17 protein-coding genes are annotated in these 19764 nt (G+C 69.3%); 7 read left to right on the top strand and 10 right to left on the bottom strand.

Translation table 11 applies throughout. The features are described 5' to 3' along the window. Positions 1 to 65 precede the first annotated feature (65 nt). Genes AX690_RS08085 through lpxK form a run of 5 tightly spaced genes read left to right on the top strand, consistent with a single transcriptional unit; the run spans position 66 to position 5853 of the window. Positions 66 to 1859 carry an ABC transporter ATP-binding protein gene (locus AX690_RS08085; protein WP_066681412.1) on the top strand — a complete coding sequence of 598 codons (1794 nt, stop codon included), beginning with the start codon at positions 66 to 68 and terminating at the stop codon, positions 1857 to 1859. Then, positions 1856 to 2557: a lysophospholipid acyltransferase family protein gene (locus AX690_RS08080; protein WP_066681411.1), complete on the top strand. Its 702-nt coding sequence runs from the start codon at positions 1856 to 1858 to the stop codon at positions 2555 to 2557. Before AX690_RS08085 ends, AX690_RS08080 begins: the two co-directional genes overlap by 4 nt. A gap of 30 nt (positions 2558 to 2587) precedes the next feature. After that, a complete protein-coding gene (locus AX690_RS08075) occupies positions 2588 to 3595 on the top strand; it encodes a cation diffusion facilitator family transporter (RefSeq protein WP_066681410.1) in 1008 nt (335 codons plus the stop codon). Positions 3596 to 3604: 9 nt separating this feature from the next. Further along, on the top strand, positions 3605 to 4849 hold the full coding sequence (locus AX690_RS08070) for a 3-deoxy-D-manno-octulosonic acid transferase (protein WP_066681405.1): 1245 nt from the start codon (positions 3605 to 3607) through the stop codon (positions 4847 to 4849). Then, positions 4846 to 5853 (top strand): tetraacyldisaccharide 4'-kinase, encoded by a 1008-nt coding sequence (gene lpxK, locus AX690_RS08065; RefSeq protein WP_066681403.1) that lies wholly within the window; start codon positions 4846 to 4848, stop codon positions 5851 to 5853. The genes AX690_RS08070 and lpxK overlap by 4 nt, the downstream gene beginning before the upstream one ends. 136 nt (positions 5854 to 5989) lie before the next feature. On the opposite strand, the gene AX690_RS08060 is transcribed toward lpxK, so the two are convergent. The 3 genes from AX690_RS08060 to purD all read right to left on the bottom strand — a co-directional run bounded on the left by AX690_RS08060 (position 5990) and on the right by purD (position 9835). Next, positions 5990 to 7276 (bottom strand): amidohydrolase family protein, encoded by a 1287-nt coding sequence (locus AX690_RS08060; protein ID WP_066681401.1) that lies wholly within the window; start codon positions 7274 to 7276, stop codon positions 5990 to 5992. 8 nt (positions 7277 to 7284) lie between these two features. Next, on the bottom strand, positions 7285 to 8367 hold the full coding sequence (locus AX690_RS08055) for a phosphotransferase family protein (protein ID WP_066681399.1): 1083 nt from the start codon (positions 8365 to 8367) through the stop codon (positions 7285 to 7287). Positions 8368 to 8551: 184 nt separating this feature from the next. Beyond that, on the bottom strand, positions 8552 to 9835 hold the full coding sequence (gene purD / locus AX690_RS08050; RefSeq protein ID WP_066681397.1) for a phosphoribosylamine--glycine ligase: 1284 nt from the start codon (positions 9833 to 9835) through the stop codon (positions 8552 to 8554). 113 nt (positions 9836 to 9948) lie between these two features. On the opposite strand from purD, the gene AX690_RS08045 reads away from it, so the two are divergent. Further along, positions 9949 to 10632, top strand: coding sequence for a hypothetical protein (locus AX690_RS08045; protein WP_082769565.1), 684 nt, complete (start codon positions 9949 to 9951; stop codon positions 10630 to 10632). A gap of 23 nt (positions 10633 to 10655) precedes the next feature. Beyond that, positions 10656 to 11468, top strand: a complete 813-nt coding sequence (locus AX690_RS08040) for a LytTR family DNA-binding domain-containing protein (RefSeq protein WP_082769564.1) — start codon at positions 10656 to 10658, stop codon at positions 11466 to 11468. 3 nt (positions 11469 to 11471) lie between these two features. On the opposite strand, the gene phoB is transcribed toward AX690_RS08040, so the two are convergent. The 7 genes from phoB to AX690_RS08005 form a co-directional block, all read right to left on the bottom strand. After that, on the bottom strand, positions 11472 to 12164 hold the full coding sequence (phoB, locus tag AX690_RS08035) for a phosphate regulon transcriptional regulator PhoB (protein WP_013080924.1): 693 nt from the start codon (positions 12162 to 12164) through the stop codon (positions 11472 to 11474). An 18-nt stretch (positions 12165 to 12182) separates the two neighbouring features. Next, complete coding sequence (gene phoU, locus AX690_RS08030; protein ID WP_066681396.1) at positions 12183 to 12875, bottom strand: phosphate signaling complex protein PhoU; 693 nt, start codon at positions 12873 to 12875, stop codon at positions 12183 to 12185. Positions 12876 to 12897: 22 nt separating this feature from the next. Then, positions 12898 to 13740: a phosphate ABC transporter ATP-binding protein PstB gene (gene pstB, locus AX690_RS08025; protein WP_082769568.1), complete on the bottom strand. Its 843-nt coding sequence runs from the start codon at positions 13738 to 13740 to the stop codon at positions 12898 to 12900. Positions 13741 to 13798: 58 nt separating this feature from the next. Next, positions 13799 to 15094, bottom strand: coding sequence for a phosphate ABC transporter permease PstA (gene pstA, locus AX690_RS08020; protein ID WP_066681394.1), 1296 nt, complete (start codon positions 15092 to 15094; stop codon positions 13799 to 13801). Then, on the bottom strand, positions 15087 to 16520 hold the full coding sequence (pstC, locus tag AX690_RS08015; protein ID WP_066681392.1) for a phosphate ABC transporter permease subunit PstC: 1434 nt from the start codon (positions 16518 to 16520) through the stop codon (positions 15087 to 15089). Before pstC ends, pstA begins: the two co-directional genes overlap by 8 nt. 141 nt (positions 16521 to 16661) lie before the next feature. After that, a complete protein-coding gene (locus tag AX690_RS08010) occupies positions 16662 to 17642 on the bottom strand; it encodes a TerC family protein (protein ID WP_066681390.1) in 981 nt (326 codons plus the stop codon). Positions 17643 to 18334: 692 nt separating this feature from the next. After that, complete coding sequence (locus tag AX690_RS08005; RefSeq protein WP_066681482.1) at positions 18335 to 19714, bottom strand: cell wall metabolism sensor histidine kinase WalK; 1380 nt, start codon at positions 19712 to 19714, stop codon at positions 18335 to 18337. Positions 19715 to 19764: the final 50 nt, after the last annotated feature.

The raw sequence follows: 19764 nt of genomic DNA, 5'->3' as shown, positions 1-19764 counted from the left end.
CTTTTCGCGGGCAGTGCGTCCGCGAAGTCATTGACAGCTTCGCCTCGAAATCCGACCCCTCGCCCATGACCGCCCAGGACTCTCCGCAGCTTTCGAACCGCGCCCTCGCCGCGCGGATCTGGCGCGAGTACTTGCAGCCCCGGCGCAACAGCCTGGCCGCCGCCTTGCTCTGCGCGGTCGCCGTCGCCGGATTAAGCGCGGCCCTCGCCTATGTGCTGAAGCCGGCGGTCGATCACCTGATCTCCCATCCCCAGCCGGGCGCCCTGTGGCGGATCCCTTTGCTGATCGCGCTCATCGCGATCGCGCGCGGCGTCTTCCAGGTGTTGCAGACCACCTCGATCAACCGCATCGGCAACGGCGTCGTCGGCGACATGCAGCTGCGGCTGTTCGGCCGGCTGATGCGCTCGGACCTGGCGCGCCTGCGCGGCGCCCATTCGGGCTCCTACGTCTCGTCGATGCTCTATGACGCCACCCTGATCCGCGAGGCGGCCACCAGCGGCGTCGTCAACTACACGCGCGAACTCCTGACCGTCGTCGGCGCGCTGGTGGTCATGTTCCAGCTGGACAGGCCGCTGGCCTGCGGCGTCTTGATCATCGGCCCCGTCTCCAGCCTGTTCATCCGCCGCTTCTCGAAGAAGACGACCAAGGCCGCCAAGGGCGCCATGGGCGAGACCTCGAACCTCTCCACCGCGATCATGGAGAGCCTGGACGGGGTCAAGATCGTCAAGATGGAGAACCGCGAGGCCTATGAGGAAGGCCGCGTCGCCGCCGTGATCGAGCGCCGTCAGCGGCACCTGATCAAGGGCTCGAACGCCAAGGCCATGGCGGCGCCCGCCACCGAGACCTTCGGCGCGCTGATCACCGCCGGCGTCCTGGCCTATGCCGGTTGGCGGGCGACGATGGGCCAGATGAGCGCCGGGGATTTCTCGGCCTTCCTGGCGGCCCTGGCGATGGCCCTGCAGTCGCTGCGCCAGGTCGCCAATCTGCAGACGGTGTTCAGCGAGGGCTTCACCGGCGCCCGCCGCCTGTTCGCCGCCCTCGATGTCGAGCCGACCATCGTCGATCCGGTCGACGCCAGGCCGCTGCCGGCCGGCGACAGCGCCATCGCCCTGAGCCACGTCACCTTCTCGTACGGCGCGGACATCCCCGCCCTTTCCGACGTCTCGATCGAGGCGCGCCAGGGCGAGACCGTGGCCCTGGTCGGCCCCTCGGGCGGCGGCAAGAGCTCGATCCTGAACCTTATCCCGCGCTTCTACGACGTGAACGGCGGCGCCGTGACGATCGACGGCCACGACGTGCGGACCGTGACCCTGGCCTCCTTGCGCGACCAGATCGCCCTGGTGACGCAGGAGCCGTTCCTGTTCGACGACACCATCCGCGCCAACATCGCCTACGCCCGTCCCGGCGCCAGCCAGTTGGAGATCGAGGCCGCCGCCCGCCAGGCCGCCGCCCACGACTTCATCCTGGCCCTGCCCGAGGGCTACGACACCTCGGTCGGCGAGGCCGGGACCCGCCTGTCTGGCGGCCAGCGTCAGCGGATCGCCATCGCCCGCGCCTTCCTCAAGAACGCCCCGATCCTGCTGCTCGACGAGGCCACCAGCGCCCTCGACACCGAGAGCGAGGCCCAGGTGCAGGCGGCGCTGGAGCGGCTGATGGCCGGCCGCACGACGATCCTGATCGCCCACCGCCTGTCGACCGTGAAGAACGCCGACCGCATCTACGTCATCGACAAGGGCCGCGTCGTCGAGACCGGATCGCACGCCGAACTCGTGCAGGCCGGCGGCCTCTATGCCCGCCTAGCCAAGGCCCAGGACCTGGACCACGCCCCCGACGCGCCGCGCCTGGAAGGTGACGCTTGAGACCTCTGCGTTCGCCGTTCGTGATCTGGCTGCTGTCCTCGATCTTCGCCGGCTATTCCAAGCTGGTCTTCAGGACCCTGCGCATGACCGAGGAAGGTCGCGAGCAGGCCGAGGCTGTCTGGGCCCAGGGCCGCGAGACCGGCGTCGGCGCGATCCTGTGCTTCTGGCACTCGCGCATCCCGATGTCGCCGCTGAGCTGGCCGCAGGACCTCTCGCGTCGCCAGGACATGCGCGCCCTGATTTCGCGCTCGAACGACGGCGAGTTCATCGCCCGCACGGTCGAGAAGCTGGGTTTCCCCGCCATCCGGGGCTCGTCGGCCAAGAAGACGGACCTGGCCAAGAACAAGCACGGCGAGCAGGCCTTCCGCGACATGGTCAAGTGGGTGAAGGACGGCGGCGGCGTCGCCATCACCCCCGACGGTCCGCGCGGCCCGGCCGAGCACATGGAGAAGGGCACGCCCTCCCTGGCCCGCGTCACCGGCGCGCCGGTGATCTTCGTCGGCCTCGCCGCCAAGCCCTGCCTGCGCCTGGGCTCGTGGGACCAGACCATGATCCCGCTGCCCTTCGCCAAGGCCGCCATGGTCTGGGATGGGCCGACCGGCGCCGGACGCGGCGACGACCCCGACCAGCTGGTCGAGGACTGGGCCGCGCGGCTCTCGGCGGTCACCCGCCGGGCCGAAGCCCTGGTCGAAGATTGATCCGGCTGATGCTTGGTGGGATGTAGGGCCATGGCTCACGATCACCCCGGACACGCGCACCACCACGATCATGACCATGGGCGTGATCATGATCACCACGATCATGATCACGCGCACGGCCACCATCATGGCCACGGCCATCACGGCCATAGCCACGCGCCCAAGGACTTCGGCCGCGCCTTCGCGGTCGGCACCGCCCTGAACCTGGGCTTCGTGGTGGTCGAGGCCGCCGCGGGCCTGATCACGGGATCGCTGGCCCTGCTGGCCGACGCCGGCCACAATCTGTCGGACGTGCTGGGCCTGCTGCTGGCCTGGGGCGCGGCGGTGCTGGCCAAGCGCGCGCCCAGCCTTCGCCGGACCTATGGCCTGCGCAAGGGCACGATCCTGGCCTCGCTGATCAACGCCGCCCTGCTGCTGGTCGCCGTCGGCGCCATCGCGTGGGAAGCCGTCCGCCGCTTCGCCGATCCCCAACCGATCGAGACCGGTCCGGTGATGGTCGTCGCCGCCGTCGGCATTGCCATCAACACCGCCACGGCCCTGATGTTCATGCGCGGCTCCAAGGAGGACCTGAACGTTCGGGGCGCCTTCCTGCACATGGCCGCCGACGCGGCGGTGTCGGCGGGCGTGGTGGTCGCCGCCTTCGCCATGAGTCTGACGCACTGGCTGTGGCTGGACCCCGTGGTCAGCCTGGCGATCGTCGCCGTGATCGTGCTGGGCACCTGGGGTCTGCTGCGCGACTCCCTGGACCTGGCGCTCGACGCGACGCCGCGCGGCATCGATCCCGGCAAGGTCCGCGACTGGCTGGCGACCCGTCCAGGCGTCTCGGAGGTGCACGACCTGCACATCTGGGCCATGAGCACGACAGAGAACGCCCTGACCGCCCACGTCGTGCGTCCGCTGGACGCCGATCACGACCAGTTCCTGCACGACGCCTGCTCGGAATTGGCCAGCAAGTTCAACATCGGCCACGCGACCATCCAGGTCGAGAGCAGCCACGGGGCCCATGCCTGCCGCCTGGCGCCAGCCGATGTTGTCTAGGGGCGTGGTGTGACCCTGTCCCTGGGCCTCTACCGGGCCGCCACGGGCCTGCTCGAACCCTTCGCGCCGGCGCTGCTGTCTCGCCGCGCGCGCCGGGGCAAGGAGGATCCGGCCCGACTGTCCGAACGACTGGGACGCGGCGACCGCGCGCGCCCCGCCGGCCCGCTGGTCTGGCTGCACGGCGCCAGCGTCGGCGAGAGCCTGTCGATCCTGCCGCTGGTCGAGCGCCTGCGCGCCGAACGGCCTGGCGTCACCGTCCTGGTCACTTCCGGCACCACCACCTCGGCCGCTCTCTTGGCCAAGCGCCTGCCGGCCGGCGCGATCCACCAGTACGTCCCCGTCGACGCGCCCGGCGCGGCGCGGCGCTTCCTCGCCCGCTGGAAGCCCGACCTGGCCGTCTTCGTGGAGAGCGAGCTGTGGCCCAACCTCCTGCTGGAGGCCAAGGCCGCCGGGACGCGCCTAGCCCTGGTCTCCGCCAAGCTGTCGGATCGCAGCTTCGCGCGCTGGAGCCAGCGGCCCGACGCCGCCCGCCAGCTGCTGTCGGCCTTCGACCTGATCCTGGCCCAGGACGCCCGCGCCCACGAGCGCTTCGAGGCCCTGGGCGGACGGGTCGCGGGCGAGGCCGACCTGAAATTCGGCGCCGCGCCGCTGCCGGTCGACGAGCCCGCGCTGGCGGTGGAGCGCGCGCGGTTCGCCCGCCCGCCGTTGCTGATCGCCAGCACTCATCCGGGCGAGGACGAGATCGTTCTGAACGCCCTCGCCGCCCTCTCCGACCGGCCGCCGGCGGTGCTGGCGCCGCGCCACGTCGAGCGCGGTCCGGCGATCCTGGCCCTGGCGAAAGCGCGCGGTCTCTCCGCCGTCCTGCGCAGCCAGGCGCCGGGCGAAAGCGCCGATGTCGTCGTCGCCGACACCCTGGGCGAGATGGGCCTGTGGTTCCGCTTGGCTGGGACCGCCATCATCGCCGGCAGCCTGGTCGAGGGCATCGGCGGCCACAATCCGCTGGAGGCCGCCCGCCTGGACTGCCCGGCGATCAGCGGCCCGTTCGTCGAGAACTGGGCCTCGGCGTTCGCCGGCCTCGAAGCCGCCGGCGGCGTGGTCATGACCTCGCCGGAAGGTCTGCGCGACGCCCTGGCCGCCGACTTCGCCGATCCCGCCGCGGCGCGCGACCGCGCCGCCCGCGCGCGCGCCTATGTCGACGCCCGCGACGTCGAGGCGCGCGCGGGCCTCTCTCGCATTCTCGAGCTGGCTCCATGAAACTCGGCACACCCCGCTGGTGGTACGTGAAGAGCGGCGGTCCGGCCCCGCTGACCCGCGCCCTGCTGACTCCGCTCTCGTGGATCTGGGCCGACGTCACCCGCCGGCGCATCGCCCGCACGACGCCGTCCATCGTCGGCGCGCCGGTGATCTGCGTCGGCAATGTCACCATGGGCGGGGCCGGCAAGACCCCGATCGTTCGAGAGCTGCTGCTGACCCTGACTCAGCGCGGCGTCAACGCCCACGGTCTGTCACGCGGCTATGGCGGCCGGCTGAAAGGCCCGGTGCGGGTCGACGCCACGCGCCACACGGCCAAGGACGTCGGCGACGAGCCGCTGATGCTGGCTCAGGACTTCCCGATGTGGGTCTCGGCCGATCGGGTCGCGGGCGCCAAGGCGGCGGCGCGCTGGGGCGCCCAGGCGATCGTGATGGACGACGGCCACCAGAACCCGACCATCCGCAAGGCCCTGTCCCTGGTGGTGGTGGACGGCGAGACGCGTGACGGCGAATGGCCGTTCGGCGACGGCCGCGTCTTCCCCGCCGGCCCGATGCGCGAGCCGCTGAAGGTCGGGCTGTCCCGCGCCGACGCGGTGATCGTACTGCTGCCGGTCGATGTCGAGCAGCCCGACTTCGATCTCCTCGTGGAGTTCGGCGACATGCCCGTGCTGGTCGCCCGCTTAGAGGCCGCCGCCCCCGTGCCGAAGGGGCCTCAGGTCGGCTTCGCGGGCGTCGGCAAGCCCTGGAAGGTGGAAAAGGCCCTGACCGCCGCTGGCTGCCAGGTGGTCGACTTCGCCCCCTTCCCCGACCACGGCGAATATGACGAGGCGACGCTGCTGATGCTGGCCGACCGCGCCAAGGTCTATGACGCCGGGCTGGTGACGACGGAAAAGGACTGGATGCGCCTGCCGCCCGCGTGGCGTGATAAGGTCACGCCCTGGCCCGTCCGGGCGCGCTTCGATGACCCGGCGGCGCTGGCGGAGCTGCTGGCGAGCGTGGGAGTGTAGGACTCGCCTTCTTCCCCCTCCGGGGGGAGGAGCGCCGACAGGCGCGGAGGGGGCAAGTCAGAGCGTACTCACCTAACTCCCCCCGCCTGACCGCTTCGCGGTCGTCCGCCCCTGGAGGGGGCGGAAGGACACCCCCTTACTTGTAAACCACCCCGCCCTTGATCACCGAGGTCACGCGGCGCAGCTCGGTGACGTCCTTCAGCGGGTCGCCCTTCACGGCGATCAGGTCGGCGGCCTTGCCGGGGGCCAGGCTGCCGATCTCGCTGGACAGCGAGAAGTGGTCGGCGGCGTTGACCGTCGCGGTCTGGATCGCCTCCAGCGGCGTCAGGCCGGCCTTGACCAGCAGGGCGAACTCGCCGGCGTTGTCGCCGTGGGCCGAGACGCCGGTGTCGGTGCCGAAGGCGATCTTGACGCCGCCCTCATGCGCGCGGCGGGCCATGGCCAGCATCTTCGGACCGGCGTCCAGCGCCTTGGCGGTCTGGGCGGGGGTCAGGAAGTTGTTCGGGCCCGAGGCGACGCGATAGACGAAGTCGCCGGCCATCAGGGTCGGGACCAGATAGGCGCCGTTCTTCTTGAACAGCGCGATGCTCTCGGCGTCCAGATAGGTGCCGTGCTCGATCGAGTCGCCGCCGGCCCGCAGGAAGCTGTTGACGCCATCGACGCCATGGGCGTGGGCGGTGACCTTGCGGCCCATCTTGTGGGCGGCGTCGACGATCGCCTTCAGCTCATCGTCGGAGAACTGTTGGGACAGCCCCGCGGCGGTGTTCGAAAGCACGCCGCCCGTGGCCGTGATCTTGATGATGTCGGCGCCGTGCCAGACCTGCTCGCGCGTCGCGCGACGGCAGTCGTCCGCGCCGGAGCAGACCGAGGTCGGGCGCAGCACCTGCATGACCTCGTCCGAGTAGCCGTTGACGTCGCCGTGGCCGCCGTGGATCGACACCGCCGAGCCGGCGGCGATGATCCGCGGTCCCGCCACGTCGCCGCGCTTGATCCCGTCACGCAGGGCGAAGATCGCCTGGTTCTCCGCGCCCAGGTCGGCGACCGTGGTGAAGCCGGCCATCAGGGTCTTGCGCGCGAAGCCGGCGCCGACCAGAGCGTCGTCCGCCGACGAGCGGGTCACGTTCTGAAGACGCGAGTTCGGGTTCTGCTCGTGGGTCAGGTGAACGTGGCTGTCGATCAGGCCGGGCAGGACGAAACTGTCCTTCAGGTCGACGACCTTGCCGCCCTTCTCGGCGACGTAGCCATCGACGATGCGGACGACCTTGCCGTTCTCCAGCACCAAGGTCTTGGCGGTCTCGACCTTGCCCGTGGTCGGATCGGCCAGCAGCCGGCCGGCCTGGACAAACACGGTCTCGGCGCTCGCGACGCCACCGAGCGCCCCGGCCACGACCAGGGCGCAAGCGCCCGACAGCAGTTTCTTCATCTAGCCCCTCAAGCCCCCGCCTTGCGCGCGAAGTCCCAGGCCCCCTTGGCCAGCACCGGCACGCGCGCCTCCATCAGCTGCGCATGGGCGCTGGCGGCGGTGCCGTCACGGACGCGGCCGACGATGCCCTGGCAGATGCCGGCCAGTCTGAAGAGGTTGTAGCTGAAATACCAGTCCAGCTCGGGCAGGCCCGCGCGACCGGTGGCCTTGCAGTAGCGGTCCACCGCCTGGGGAATGGTCGGGATGCCATAGGCTTCCAGGTCCTTGATCTCGGCCAGCCCGCCGCGCTGGTCGGACGGCATCACCCAGTTCATCAGGAAGTAGCTGAAGTCGGCCAGCGGATTGCCCAGGGTCGACAGCTCCCAATCCAGCACCGCGATCACGCGGGGCTCGGTCGGGTGCAGGATCATGTTGTCGAGGCGGTAGTCGCCGTGGACGATCGAGGTCTGGTCGTCGGCCGGCACGGTCTTGGCCAGCCAGTCGATCAGCCGGTCCATTTCCGGGATCGGGGTGGTCTCGGAAGCCTTGTACTGCTTGGTCCAGCGGTCGATCTGGCGGGCGAAATAGTTGCCCGGCTTGCCGTAGTCGGAAAGGCCCACGGCGGCGTAGTCGACGTTATGCAGGGCCGCCAGGGTGTCGATCTGCGCCTCGTAGATCGCCCGCCGCTCGGCCGGCTGGTAGTCCGGCAGGGTCCCGTCCCACAGGATGCGGCCCTCGACGTTCTCCATCACGTAGAAGATCGTCCCGATGACATCCTCGTCCATGCAGAGCGCATAGGCCTTGGCGACCGGGAAGTCCGCCTTGTTCAGGCTGGAGATCACTTTGTACTCGCGGTCGACCGCGTGGGCGCTGGGCAGCAGCTTGCCGGGCGGCTTGCGGCGCAGGACGTATTTCCGGCCCGGCGTGACCAGCTGGTAGGTCGGGTTCGACTGGCCGCCCTTGAACTGGCGCACTTCCAGAGGCCCGGCGTAGCCCTCGACGTTCGCTTCGAGCCAAGCGGCCAGCTTGACCTCGTCGATCGCGTGGCGCGGGTCGACCGGCTTGGTGCCCGAGTTCAGGTCCTGGGCGGACTGTTCGGCGGCTTGGGCCATGGCGCGGTTCTCCCCAACACTTGTTTGAAAGGGAGTTTAGAGGGTGATGAGCGCCGCGCAACCCAAAGATCCTCCCCCGCTAGGGGGAGGTGTCGGCTCGAAGAGACGACGGAGGGGGAAGAGACAGGCTCAACAGAACGTCCCCCTCCGGCCCTACGGGCCGCCTCCCCCGCTAGGGGGAGGATTAGGACGCCTTCAGCGCCCGCCAGCCGATGTCGCGGCGGTAGAAGCCGCCTTCCAGGCTGATGCTCCCCAGGGCCGCGTAGGCCAGGTCGCGGGCCTCGCTCAGCGTCGCGCCCAGGGCGCAGACGTTCAGCACCCGGCCGCCGGAGGCCACCAGGCGGCCCTCGAACTCGCGCGTCGTGCCGGCGTGGAAGACCACGACCGCCTCGCCGAAATCGGCGTCGGCGCCCTGGATGCGGCCGCCGGTCTTGGGGGCGTCGGGATAGCCCTCGGCGGCCAGCACCACGCAGATCGCCGCCTCGTCGCGCCACTTCGGCGGCTCGATCGAGGCGAGCTCGCCCTTCGCGGCCGCCAGCAGGATCGGCACGATATCGCTCTCGAGGCGCAGCATCAGCGTTTGGCACTCGGGATCGCCGAATCGCGCGTTGTATTCGACGAGCTTCGGCCCGGTCGGCGTCAGCATCAGGCCGGCATAGAGCACGCCGACATAGGGATTGCCCTCGGCAGCCATGCCCTCGACGGTCGGGATGATCAGCTCGCGCCAGGCCTGATCGATCAGGTCCTGGGTCAGCACGGGCGGCGGCGAATAGGTGCCCATGCCGCCGGTGTTGGGCCCCTCGTCGCCGTCATAGGCCCGCTTATGGTCTTGGGCCGCGCCGAAGAAGATCGCTGTCTCGCCGTCGCAGACCGCGAACAGCGAGGCCTCCTCGCCGTGCATGAACTCCTCGATCACCACCCGCGCGCCGGCCGAGCCGAAGCGGCCGCCCAGCATGTCCAGCACCGCCGCGTCGGCCTCGGCGCGGGTCGCCGCGATGACCACGCCCTTGCCCGCGGCCAGGCCGTCGGCCTTGATCACGAACGGCGCGGTCAGGGTGTCGAGAAAGGCGCCCGCCGAGGCCGCGTCCTCGAACACGCCATAGGCCGCCGTCGGCAGGCCGTGACGCTGGCAGAAGTCCTTGGTGAAGGCCTTCGAGGTCTCCAGCTGGGCCGCGCGCTGGCTGCCGCCGAAGCACGGGATGCCGACCGCCGCGAGCTTGTCGGCGAGACCAACCTCCAGCGCCGATTCCGGGCCGACCACCACCAGGTCCGCGCCGATCTCCTGGGCCAGGGCCACGAGACCCTCTGCGTCGGTCGCCTTGACGGCCTTGAGCTCGGCGACCTTGCCGATGCCGGGATTGCCGGGGGCGGCGACGAGGCGGCCGCACAGCGGCGACTGGGCGATCTTCCAGGCCAGGGCGTGCTCGCGCCCGCCGGACCCGACGAGGAGGATGGTCAGCTTTTCCATGAGCGCGGGGTGTGACGCGCGGGCGCCGCCGGGTCAAGCCGTCGCTCGCCCCCGCCCGCCGCCATTCGCCCCAATCGGCTCGCCAGTCGGCCAGGCAAGGCTAAGCCGGCGGCATGGACAAGCTCATCTTCACCCCTGCCCTCGCCGTGCACGTCGCCGTGGGCTTCCCGCTGGTCGCCGCCGGCCTGATCCCCTTGCTCAGTCGCAAGGGATCGCGCCTGCACCGGCTGTCCGGCCGTATCTTCGTCCTGCTGATGAGCGTGCTGCTGGCGGCCGCGTGGGTCATAACGGCCCTAAGGTTCAGCGCCTATTTCGCGGCGCTGTCGGCCACGGCCACCCTGACGCTGCTCTCGGGCGTCAGGGTCCTGCGGCGCAAGCGCCCGGACCTCGATCCGCGCCAGCGCGCCAAGCCGCTGGATTGGATCGCCACCCTTGTGGTCTTGGCGGTGGGCGCGTGGATCGCCATACAGGTCGCGCAGGGCCGGGCGGGCGATAGGGCGACGGTGAGTCTGGCCCTGGTCTTCGCGGCCCTCGCCTACGGCCTCTGGGACCTCTGGCGTTTCTTGCGGCCGATGGCGTGGCCTTTCAGCCCGTCTCTCTGGCGCTACGAGCACGTCTTAAAAATGCTTTCGGCCTATGGCGCCGTGATCAGCGCGTTCTCGGGTAACTTCCTGACCTTTCTGCCGACACCGTGGAGTCAGCTCTGGCCAACCTTGTTGTTCCAACCGATGGCCGTGATCTGGATCGCGGTCCTGATCCTGGACCGGAGACGCGACCGGCTGGCGGCGAGCGCCTAGGCCGCCACCGAACTCGAGCCTGGATGCTGGCCTTCACGGCCTACAGTTGGCTGGCGACCACCCTGTGCGCGGCCTGGTTCGCTCGTCGCTTCGCGGCTAACGACAATCGGGAGCTCGGCGTGCTCGACTCCCTGGTCTGGCAAGGCGGCGTCTACGCGGCCTGGCTGCCTACGGCCGCTGTCGTCTGGCTGCTGCTGCGCCGATACGGCAGCGGCGCGATCGGCCACTTGGCGCTCTATCTGGCCGGCGCGCTGATCGTGCCACTGGAGTCGCTGGTCTCGGCGATGATCGACACGGCGTTCGCGCCAAGCCCGGCCACACTGGCCGTCCGCACCCTAGCGCGCATGCCCATCAGCCTGCTGCTGTATACGGCGATCGTGGCAGTCGGCCTCGCGGCCGCGCATCATCGCCGCGCCAACGACGAACGGGATCGCGCTCGCGCCCTGGAGATCGCGCTGTCCGAGGCGCGGGAGGCCCTGGCCCGCGCCTCCGCGGCGCCGTCGCCGCCGGAAGAACGGTTGATCGTGATGAGCGGGTCGCGTCGCGTCCCGGTCGAGGCGGCCGAGGTGGAGTGGTTCGGCGCCGCCGACAACTACGTGGTCGTCCACTGGTCGGACCGCGAAGGCCTGCTGCGCAGCACGCTACAGGCCCTGGAGGAACGGCTGGACGGCAAGCTCTTCGCCCGCTGCCACCGCTCCGCCCTGGTCAACTTGGCGCGCGTCACCGCTTTCGCGCCCCTGTCGGACGGCTCGTGGCGGCTGACGATGGAGAGCGGCGCGGAGGTCGTGACCAGCCGCAGCTACCGTCGTGAGCTGCTGGAGCGGCTGGGTCTTTGAGACCTAGGCCGCGTCGAGGTCCAGCGAGTAGCCGGCCGAGCGAACCGTGCGGATCGGGTCCCCGTCGGACGAGCCGTTCAGCGCCTTGCGCAGGCGGCCGATGTGGACATCGACCGTGCGGGCCTCGACATAGACGTCCGAGCCCCAGACGGCGTCCAGCAGCTGCTCGCGACTGAACACCCGGCCCGGATGCTGCATCAGGTAGTCCAGCAGGCGGAACTCGGTCGGGCCCAGGTGGATCTCCTTGCCGTTCCGCTTCACGCGGTGAGCGACGCGGTCGATCACGATGTCGCCGACCGTGATGCGATCGTCGGCCAGGCCCGGACGGATGCGGCGCATCACGGCGCGGACGCGGGCGGTCAGCTCGACCATCGAGAACGGCTTGACCACGTAGTCGTCGGCGCCGGTGTCCAGGCCGCGGATGCGGTCGCTTTCCTCGCCGCGCGCCGTCAGCATGATGATCGGCACGTTGCGGGTTTCGGCGCGGCCGCGCAGGCGGCGGCAGACCTCGATGCCGGACACCTTGGGCAGCATCCAGTCGAGGATAACGAGGTCCGGGGCGCGTTCGCTGGCCAGGGTCAGGGCTTCCTCGCCGTCGCCGGCGACCGCGACGCGGTAGCCTTCCTTGTCGAGGTTATAGTGCAGCAGGGTGGCCAGGGCGTCTTCGTCTTCGACCACCAGAACATAGGGTGTCACTTCTGATCGCCTCCAGCCTTATTGCGCAACGACGTCGAGCTTGGGGCGCTGGGACGTCAGTTCCTCGCCGGTCAGCTCGAAGTGGATGATCTCGGCGATGTTGGTCGCGTGATCGCCGATGCGCTCGAGGTTCTTGGCCACGAACAGCAGGTGGGCGCAGGCGTTGATCGTCCGCGGGTCGCCCATCATGTAGGTCAGCAGCTCGCGGAAGATCGAGTTGTAGTGCTCGTCGACTTCCTCGTCGCGACTCCACACGCCGATGGCGCGTTGCAGGTCCGAGGTGGTGTAGGCGTCCAGCACGTCCTTCAGACGGCCGAGCACCAGCTTGCCCATGCGCTCGATCGAGCGGGTCAGGGCGGTCATCGGATCGGCGTCGTTCAGGATCAGAGCGCGCTTGCCGATGTTCTTGGCCATGTCGCCGCAGCGTTCCAGGCTCATCGAGATCTTCAGGGCGGCGACGGCGTGGCGCAGGTCCACGGCCATCGGCTGGCGCAGGGCGATCAGCTTGAAGGCCTTGCGCTCGATCTCGGCCTGCAGGGCGTCCAGGCGCTCGTCGCCCTGGACCACGGCCTGGGCCAGCGGGCCGTCGCGGCGGGCGATGGCGGCGATGCAGTCGGCGACCTGGCTTTCGGCGATGCCGCCCATGCGGGTGACTTCCGCGGTCAGGTGGGCCAGCTCTTCGCCGTAGGATTTGACGGTATGTTCGGTCATGTCGGTGTCCCTCCCCGCCGGATCAGCCGAAGCGGCCGGTGATGTAGTCCTGGGTGCGGCTGTCGCGAGGATTGGTGAACATCTCCTCGGTCGGGCCGCTCTCGACCAGCTTGCCGAGGTGGAAGAAGGCCGTGCGCTGCGAAACGCGGGCGGCCTGGGCCATCGAGTGGGTGACGATGACGATGCAGAACTGGGTCCGCAGCTCGTCGATCAGCTCCTCGATCTTGGCGGTGGCGATCGGGTCGAGGGCCGAGCAGGGCTCGTCCATCAGGATCACTTCCGGCGACACGGCGATGGCGCGGGCGATCACCAGGCGCTGCTGCTGGCCGCCCGAGAGGCCGGTGCCCGGCTGGTGCAGGCGGTCGGCGACTTCGTTCCAGAGGCCGGCCTTCTTCAGGCTGCTCTCGACGATGGCTTCCAGCTCGTCCTTGCGCGTGGCCAGGCCGTGGATGCGCGGGCCGTAGGCGACGTTCTCGAAGATCGTCTTCGGAAAGGGGTTCGGCTTCTGGAACACCATGCCGACGCGCGAGCGCAGGACCACCGGGTCGACGCTCTTGGCGTTGACGTCGGCGCCGTCGATCAGGATCGCCCCCTCGACGCGGGCCGAGGGGATCGTGTCGTTCATGCGGTTGATGCAGCGCAGGAAGGTCGACTTGCCGCAGCCCGACGGGCCGATGAAGGCGGTGACCGACTTGGCCGGGATGTCCAGGTTGACGTCGAACAGAGCCTGCTTGTCGCCGTAGAAGACCTTGACGTCGCGCGCCTTGATCTTGGGCTCGCCGACCGGAGCGGCGGCGCTGGCCGCCGGCACGGCGGTCTGGATCACCGGCGTGCCGGCGGTGTCGTCAGGGCTTTGGACGGTCATGGCGTGTCCGCGCAGGAGAGGTTGGGCGAGAGGGTTCAGGATCTGGGTCATGTGAAACCTACCAGCGGCGCTCGAAGCGGCGGCGCAGGATCACGGCCGCGGCGTTCATGACGATCATGAAGACGAGAAGGACGATGATGGCGGCGGCCGTGCGCTCGTGGAAGGCGCGTTCGGACGCGTTCTCCCAGATGAACACCTGGACCGGCAGGACGGTGGCCGCGCCCGTGAAGCCTTCCGGCACGCCGGGCACGAACGACACCATGCCGATCATCAGCAGCGGCGCGGTCTCGCCCAGGGCGTGGGCCAGCGACAGGATGGCGCCGGTCATCACGCCGGGCATGGCCAGCGGCAGCACGTGGTGGAAGACCGTCTGGGTCTTCGACGCGCCGACGCCGAGGGCGGCCTCGCGGATCGAGGGCGGCACGGCCTTCAGCGCCGAACGGGTGGCGATGATCACGGTCGGCAGGGCCATCAGGGCCAGCACCAGACCGCCGACCAGCGGGGAGGACCGCGGCACGTTCAGCCAGTTGATGAACAAAGCCAGGCCCAGCAGGCCGTAGACGATCGACGGCACGGCCGCGAGGTTGTTGATGTTGACCTCGATGACGTCGGTCCAGCGGTTCTTCGGCGCGAACTCTTCCAGATAGACCGCGGCCATCACCCCGACCGGCACCGCGATCAGGGCGGTGATGAACAGCATCATGGCCGAGCCGACCACCGCGCCCAGCACGCCGGCCTGTTCGGGCTCGGTCGAGTCGGAGTTGGTGAAGAAGGCGAAGTTGAAGCCCGACTTGATCGCGCCCGTCTTTTCGAGCTGGTCCAGCCAGTCGAGCTGCTGGTTGTCGAGCTTGCGGTCGCCCTCGGCGGTCGAGCGCTTCAGCTCGCCCTTGAAGTAGAGATCGGCGTCGGCCTTCAGCGGGCCCGAGACGTCGATCGTCTTGCCGATCAGGCTCTGATCGGCCTTCAGCTTGTTCAGCAACTGAAAGCCGAAGTCACGCGAAACAAGGTCCTGGACCTTGGTCGAGACCGTGCCCAGGTCGTCGTCCTGCACGCCCAGCTTCTTCATCACCGCCTCGGCGACGATGTAGTCGTAGTTCACGCCCGAGAGGTCGGACGTGTCGATGCGGTCCGGATTCAGATAGACCGGCACGCTCAAGGTGTGGGTCTCGAACGTCGTGTAGCCCTGGGCCACGATCCGGCCCACCAGCACCACCAGGAACACCATGGCGATGATGATCGCCGCGACGCCCTGGGCCTTGAACAGGCGCTCGGCGCGGTGACGCTTCTTCAGACGGTCGTCGGCGGCCGAGAAGGCCGAGCGCGGGGCGGCCGCGCCGAGGGTCGCGTCAGTCATATTGTTCCCGGTACTTCTGGACGATGCGCAGGGCGATGATGTTCAGGCACAGCGTCACCACGAACAGGGTGAGGCCGAGACCGAAGGCCGACAGGGTCTTGGGGCTGTCGAATTCCTGGTCGCCGGTGAGCAGGGTGACGATCTGGACGGTGACGGTGGTCACCGTGTCGAGCGGATTGGCGGTCAGCTTGGCCTGCAGGCCGGCGGCCATGGTCACGATCATGGTCTCGCCGACGGCGCGGGAGATGGCCAGCAGCATCGCGGCCATGATGCCCGGCAGGGCGGCCGGCAGGACGACCTTCTTGACCGTCTCCGACTTGGTGGCGCCCATGGCGTAGCTGCCGTCGCGCAGGCTCTGCGGCACGGCGTTGATGATGTCGTCCGACAGCGAGGAGACGAACGGGATCAGCATGATCCCCATCACCACGCCGGCCACCAGGGCCATCTGGTTCTGGACTTCCATCAGGTAGGTGGCGATCGGCCCCGGCGGCAGGGCCGCGCCGATTGCGTTGAAGCCGGCGCGGAACAGCGGCCCCACGGTCAGGGCGGCGAAGAAGCCGTAGACCACGGTCGGCACGCCGGCCAGGACCTCGAGCAGCGGCTTGACCACGCCGCGGACGCCGCGGCTGGCGTATTCCGACAGATAGATCGCCGAGTAGAGGCCGACGGGCGCGGCCACCAGCATGGCGATGAACATGATCAGGAAGGTGCCGGCGAACAGCGGCACGGCTCCGAAGGCGCCCGACGAGGCGACCTGGTCGGCGCGCATGGCGATCTGCGGGCTCCACTCGGTGCCGAACAGGAACGACAGCGGATTGACGCTCTGGAAGAAGCGCCAGCTTTCCCAGACCAGCGACAGCACGATGCCCAGGGTTGTCAGCACCGCGGCGACCGAGCAGCCGATCAGCAGGACGCCGATCCAGCCCTCGACCCGATTACGGGCGCGGAATTCGGCGGAGATCTTCGGGAAGGCCAGCAGGAAGCCGGCCAGGGCCAGCACGCCCGCGGCGGCCAGGACGCCGACCTTCAGGACGGTTTCGATCCGGCGAGCCTCGGCGACCTTGGCGTCCAGCGCGACCTTCAGCTCGCCCTCGTACGTGACCTCGCTCGGCGATTTGCCGGCGGCGATCGCGTGGGCGTCGCTGTAGAAGACGTCCTGGCGGTCGGGCTCCAGCGCCTGGACGGCGGCCGGACGGCTCGATTGCAGGATCGCGTCCTCGACGCGGCCGCCGAACGTCACGCCCAGCAGCAGCAGCAAGGCGGCGGGAACGCCGGCCCACAGGGCCGCGTAGGTCCCGTAGTAGTCCGGCAGGGAGTGGAGGACGCGGGCGCGGCCTCCGGCGGCGGCCACGGCGCGACGGCGGCCGGCCATGAAGGCCGCGCCGGAGAACAGCGCCAGGACAAGGAGCGAAAGCCAGGTCAGCATGCGTGAAGCTAATCTTGCGCCAGAAGTGTCGAAGGCTCCGCAGGATCGCGGCCTTCCCCCGGGTCCGATCTATGACCGGCCGGCGCTGTGCTTATGCGACAGTTACATGACAGTTTGACGACAGCGCCCGGTTAACACGCTTCATCTGACGAAGGAGGCGCTCTTTCGAGTCTTCCAGAGTGACCACAGCACCCCCGCCGCGAGGATCGCGAAGGTGATCGACAGCGACAGACCCGCGGGGAATTTGGTCCAGCCCAGAAGGTCGGCGATGAAGATCTTGCCGCCGATGAAGACCAGCAGCACGGCGAGCGCCTGCTTGAGGTAGGCGAAACGATGCAGCACGGTGGCGAGCGCGAAATAGAGGGCGCGCAGGCCGAGGATGGCCATGATGTTCGAGGTGTAGACGATGTAGGGGTCGGTGGTGATGGCGAAGATCGCCGGCACGGAGTCGACGGCGAAGATCAGGTCGGCGATCTCGACCAGCACCAGGGCCAGGAAGAGCGGCGTCGCCAGCAGGGCGGCCTTGCCGGTGCGCGTGTCGACGCCCTTGACGAAGAACGCCTCGCCTTCCAGCCGGTCGGTCACCGGCAGGACCCGTCGCACGAACTTCAGGGCGGCGTTCTCGTTGAGATCGATGGGCTTGCCGCTCGAGAACAGCATCTTCAAACCGGTCAGGATCAGGAAGACGGCGAAGATGTAGAGGACCCAGCCGAACTGGCTGACCAGCGCCGCGCCGACGCCGATCATGACGCCGCGCATGACGATCACGCCCAGCACGCCCCAGAACAGCACCCGGTGCTGCAGGGCGGGCGGAATGGCGAAGAAGCCGAAGATCAAGGCGATGACAAAGACATTGTCGATCGCCAGGCTTTTCTCGATCACGAAACCCGTCAGGTACTCGACGCCCGAGGTCGCTCCCAGCTGCAGCCAGACCAGACCGCCAAAGCCCAGGCCCAGCGCGATATAGATCGCCGACATCAGCAGGCTTTCGCGGACGCCGATCTCACGCGTCTTGCGATGCAGGACGCCGAGATCGAACGCCAGCAGGGCCACGACGGCCAGCACGAAGCCGGCCCACATCCAAAGGGGCTTGCCGATAACCGGCAGAGTCAGAAAGTCCATGATCGTAAGCGCGCTCCAGGTCTCGGCGGCCGCCGTTCAGGGCGGCCGCCGAGGGGCGTGGGGTCTAGGGAATGCTGGCTAGGCCAGCGCGTCAGACGCGGCGGGCGTCAGAGGCGACAAGCCTTAGACACGGATGTCGAGCACGCTTCGACGCGCGGATCGCGCGGTCGGAGAGGTCTCGATCCGGTCGGGCGGCGTCACGGGCTTGCTCGTCGGCTGACTGGCGTGAGACGCGGCCTGAACCAGCGTCTGCTGCGTCAGCCGCAAAGGCAGCCAGGCCATGGGTGAAGGCGAGGCCCCGACTCTCATCGCCGCCCCCAGCGATCGATCAGGTCCAGCAAAAACGGTCGCTGAGCCGGCAGGTCGGGCGACGCGGCGGACCTGCTGGAGCGCTCGCGCGGATCGGATGGAGTCCGCCCCCGGCGCACGGACTTGGAAAAAATTGAACTCAGGAACATTGACGCTCTCCTCTGTTGGGAGGGCGGCCCGATGTCAGGCTTGCTGGGCTGTGGGGAAGTCCCTCTAGACCCGGCATCGAGCACACCCGATGCGCTCCGACATCACGATCACGCTGTTCCAGCGTCGACCGTCAGAGGGGCCCGGCTCGCATAACAAAGATAGATGGAAACGGCGGATTTTGCAAGGCGTGGCCCCGCTATCGGCTTTGACGCTAGGCGCGCGGGCGCCGCGCCCTAGCTGTCGCCCCCCGCCATCGGGAGATAGATGCCGAAGGTCGCGCCCTCGCCCTGCACGCTCTCGACCGTCAGACCGCCTCGGTGGCGATTCATGATGTGCTTGACGATCGCCAGGCCAAGACCCGTGCCCGACCGGTCGCCGCTCTTCTGGCCCTCGACGCGGTAGAAGCGCTCGGTCAGGCGCGGCAGGTGCTCGCGAGCGATGCCTGGTCCGCGATCGGTCACCCGCAGGGCGGCGTAGCGCTCGGCCGGATCGTGGTCGGGCGTCAACAACGACATGCGGGCGGCCGCCGAATCGCGCGGCGCGGCGGCGGCCTCGGCCGGCAGGCCCGGGAAGATCTCGACCCGCACGGTCCCGCCCTTGGGCGTGTACTTGATGGCGTTGTCGACCAGGTTCTGGATGACCTGGATGATCTGGTCGCGGTCGCCGTCGACCACCGCTCCGCCGCGCGGCGGCAGCACGGGATCGAAGGTCACGGCCTTGTCCTTGGCCTGCGGGGCCAGGGCGTCGATCACGTCGATGGCGGCCATGGCCAGGTCGACGCGGCCCAGCGGCGCGATGTGTTCGTTCAGTTCGATCCGCGACAGGCTCATCAGATCGTCGATCAGGCGCGACATCCGCTCGGCCTGGGCCAGCATGATGGTTAGGAACTTGTCGCGGGCGCCCGGATCGTCCTTGGCGTGGCCGCGCAGGGTCTCGATGAACCCCGACAGCGAGGCCAGCGGCGTGCGCAGTTCATGGCTGGCGTTGGCCAGGAAGTCGGCGCGGGTCCGCTCGCTGCGCCGGGCGTCGGTCTCGTCGCGCAGGGCCAGCAGGGCCAGGCGCGAGCGTCCGGGCGCCTCCTTGAGCGGCCGGACATAGGCCAGCCAGGCGCGGCCTTGGGTCCCGCCCGTCTCGAACTCGACCACCCCCTCAAGCCCGCCGAACAGGGCCTCGTCCACCGCCTCCAGCACGCGCGGATTGCGCACGGCCGTGACCAGGAGCTGGCCGGTGTGCTGGATCTTGAACAGATCGCGGGCGGCGGCGTTGGCGAACAGGAAACGCCGGCCCGTCAGGTCATCCGCCTCCTCGGCGGCGATGACCATCAGGGGATCGGGCAGGCGATCGAGAATCGAGGCGAAAGGCGGGATTTCTTCCGCCGCCGCGACGGGGGCGAGCGGCGCGCCGGGGGTCACGGGAGCCTGCCGCGCCTGATCGCGCTTGGCCAGCCAGTAGCCCGCGCCGGCCGCGCCGGCGGCCGCGAGCGCGGCGGGGAGCGGTTGGGCCATGCCGACGACCATCAGACCCAGGATCGCGCCAGGCCCCACCAGAATGGGCCAAAAGGCGCCGGAGCGGCGAATTTCCGGTCCTCCAGGGGACGTGTTCGCCAAGGGCATGGGATTGCTCATGGTCTCGAGCTGAAGCGATTCGACGAAGCAGATATGGC

The sequence above is a fragment of the Caulobacter sp. CCH9-E1 genome (assembly GCF_001556515.1).
In the GTDB taxonomy this organism is placed as follows: Bacteria; Pseudomonadota; Alphaproteobacteria; order Caulobacterales; family Caulobacteraceae; genus Caulobacter.
Note: the sequence above shows the minus strand (reverse complement) of the source record. Positions and strands in the feature narration are given on the sequence as shown.

Excerpts from the sequence above, each read along its gene's own strand:
- AX690_RS08085 (WP_066681412.1), top strand. The coding sequence starts at position 66 with ATGACCGCCCAGGACTCTCCGCAGCTTTCGAACCGCGCCCTCGCCGCG.
- AX690_RS08075 (WP_066681410.1), top strand. The coding sequence starts at position 2,588 with ATGGCTCACGATCACCCCGGACACGCGCACCACCACGATCATGACCAT.
- lpxK (WP_066681403.1), top strand. The coding sequence starts at position 4,846 with ATGAAACTCGGCACACCCCGCTGGTGGTACGTGAAGAGCGGCGGTCCG.
- AX690_RS08060 (WP_066681401.1), bottom strand. The coding sequence starts at position 7,276 with ATGAAGAAACTGCTGTCGGGCGCTTGCGCCCTGGTCGTGGCCGGGGCG.
- AX690_RS08055 (WP_066681399.1), bottom strand. The coding sequence starts at position 8,367 with ATGGCCCAAGCCGCCGAACAGTCCGCCCAGGACCTGAACTCGGGCACC.
- purD (WP_066681397.1), bottom strand. The coding sequence starts at position 9,835 with ATGGAAAAGCTGACCATCCTCCTCGTCGGGTCCGGCGGGCGCGAGCAC.
- AX690_RS08045 (WP_082769565.1), top strand. The coding sequence starts at position 9,949 with ATGGACAAGCTCATCTTCACCCCTGCCCTCGCCGTGCACGTCGCCGTG.
- AX690_RS08040 (WP_082769564.1), top strand. The coding sequence starts at position 10,656 with ATGCTGGCCTTCACGGCCTACAGTTGGCTGGCGACCACCCTGTGCGCG.
- phoU (WP_066681396.1), bottom strand. The coding sequence starts at position 12,875 with ATGACCGAACATACCGTCAAATCCTACGGCGAAGAGCTGGCCCACCTG.
- pstB (WP_082769568.1), bottom strand. The coding sequence starts at position 13,740 with ATGACCGTCCAAAGCCCTGACGACACCGCCGGCACGCCGGTGATCCAG.
- pstA (WP_066681394.1), bottom strand. The coding sequence starts at position 15,094 with ATGACTGACGCGACCCTCGGCGCGGCCGCCCCGCGCTCGGCCTTCTCG.
- pstC (WP_066681392.1), bottom strand. The coding sequence starts at position 16,520 with ATGCTGACCTGGCTTTCGCTCCTTGTCCTGGCGCTGTTCTCCGGCGCG.
- AX690_RS08010 (WP_066681390.1), bottom strand. The coding sequence starts at position 17,642 with ATGGACTTTCTGACTCTGCCGGTTATCGGCAAGCCCCTTTGGATGTGG.
- AX690_RS08005 (WP_066681482.1), bottom strand. The coding sequence starts at position 19,714 with ATGCCCTTGGCGAACACGTCCCCTGGAGGACCGGAAATTCGCCGCTCC.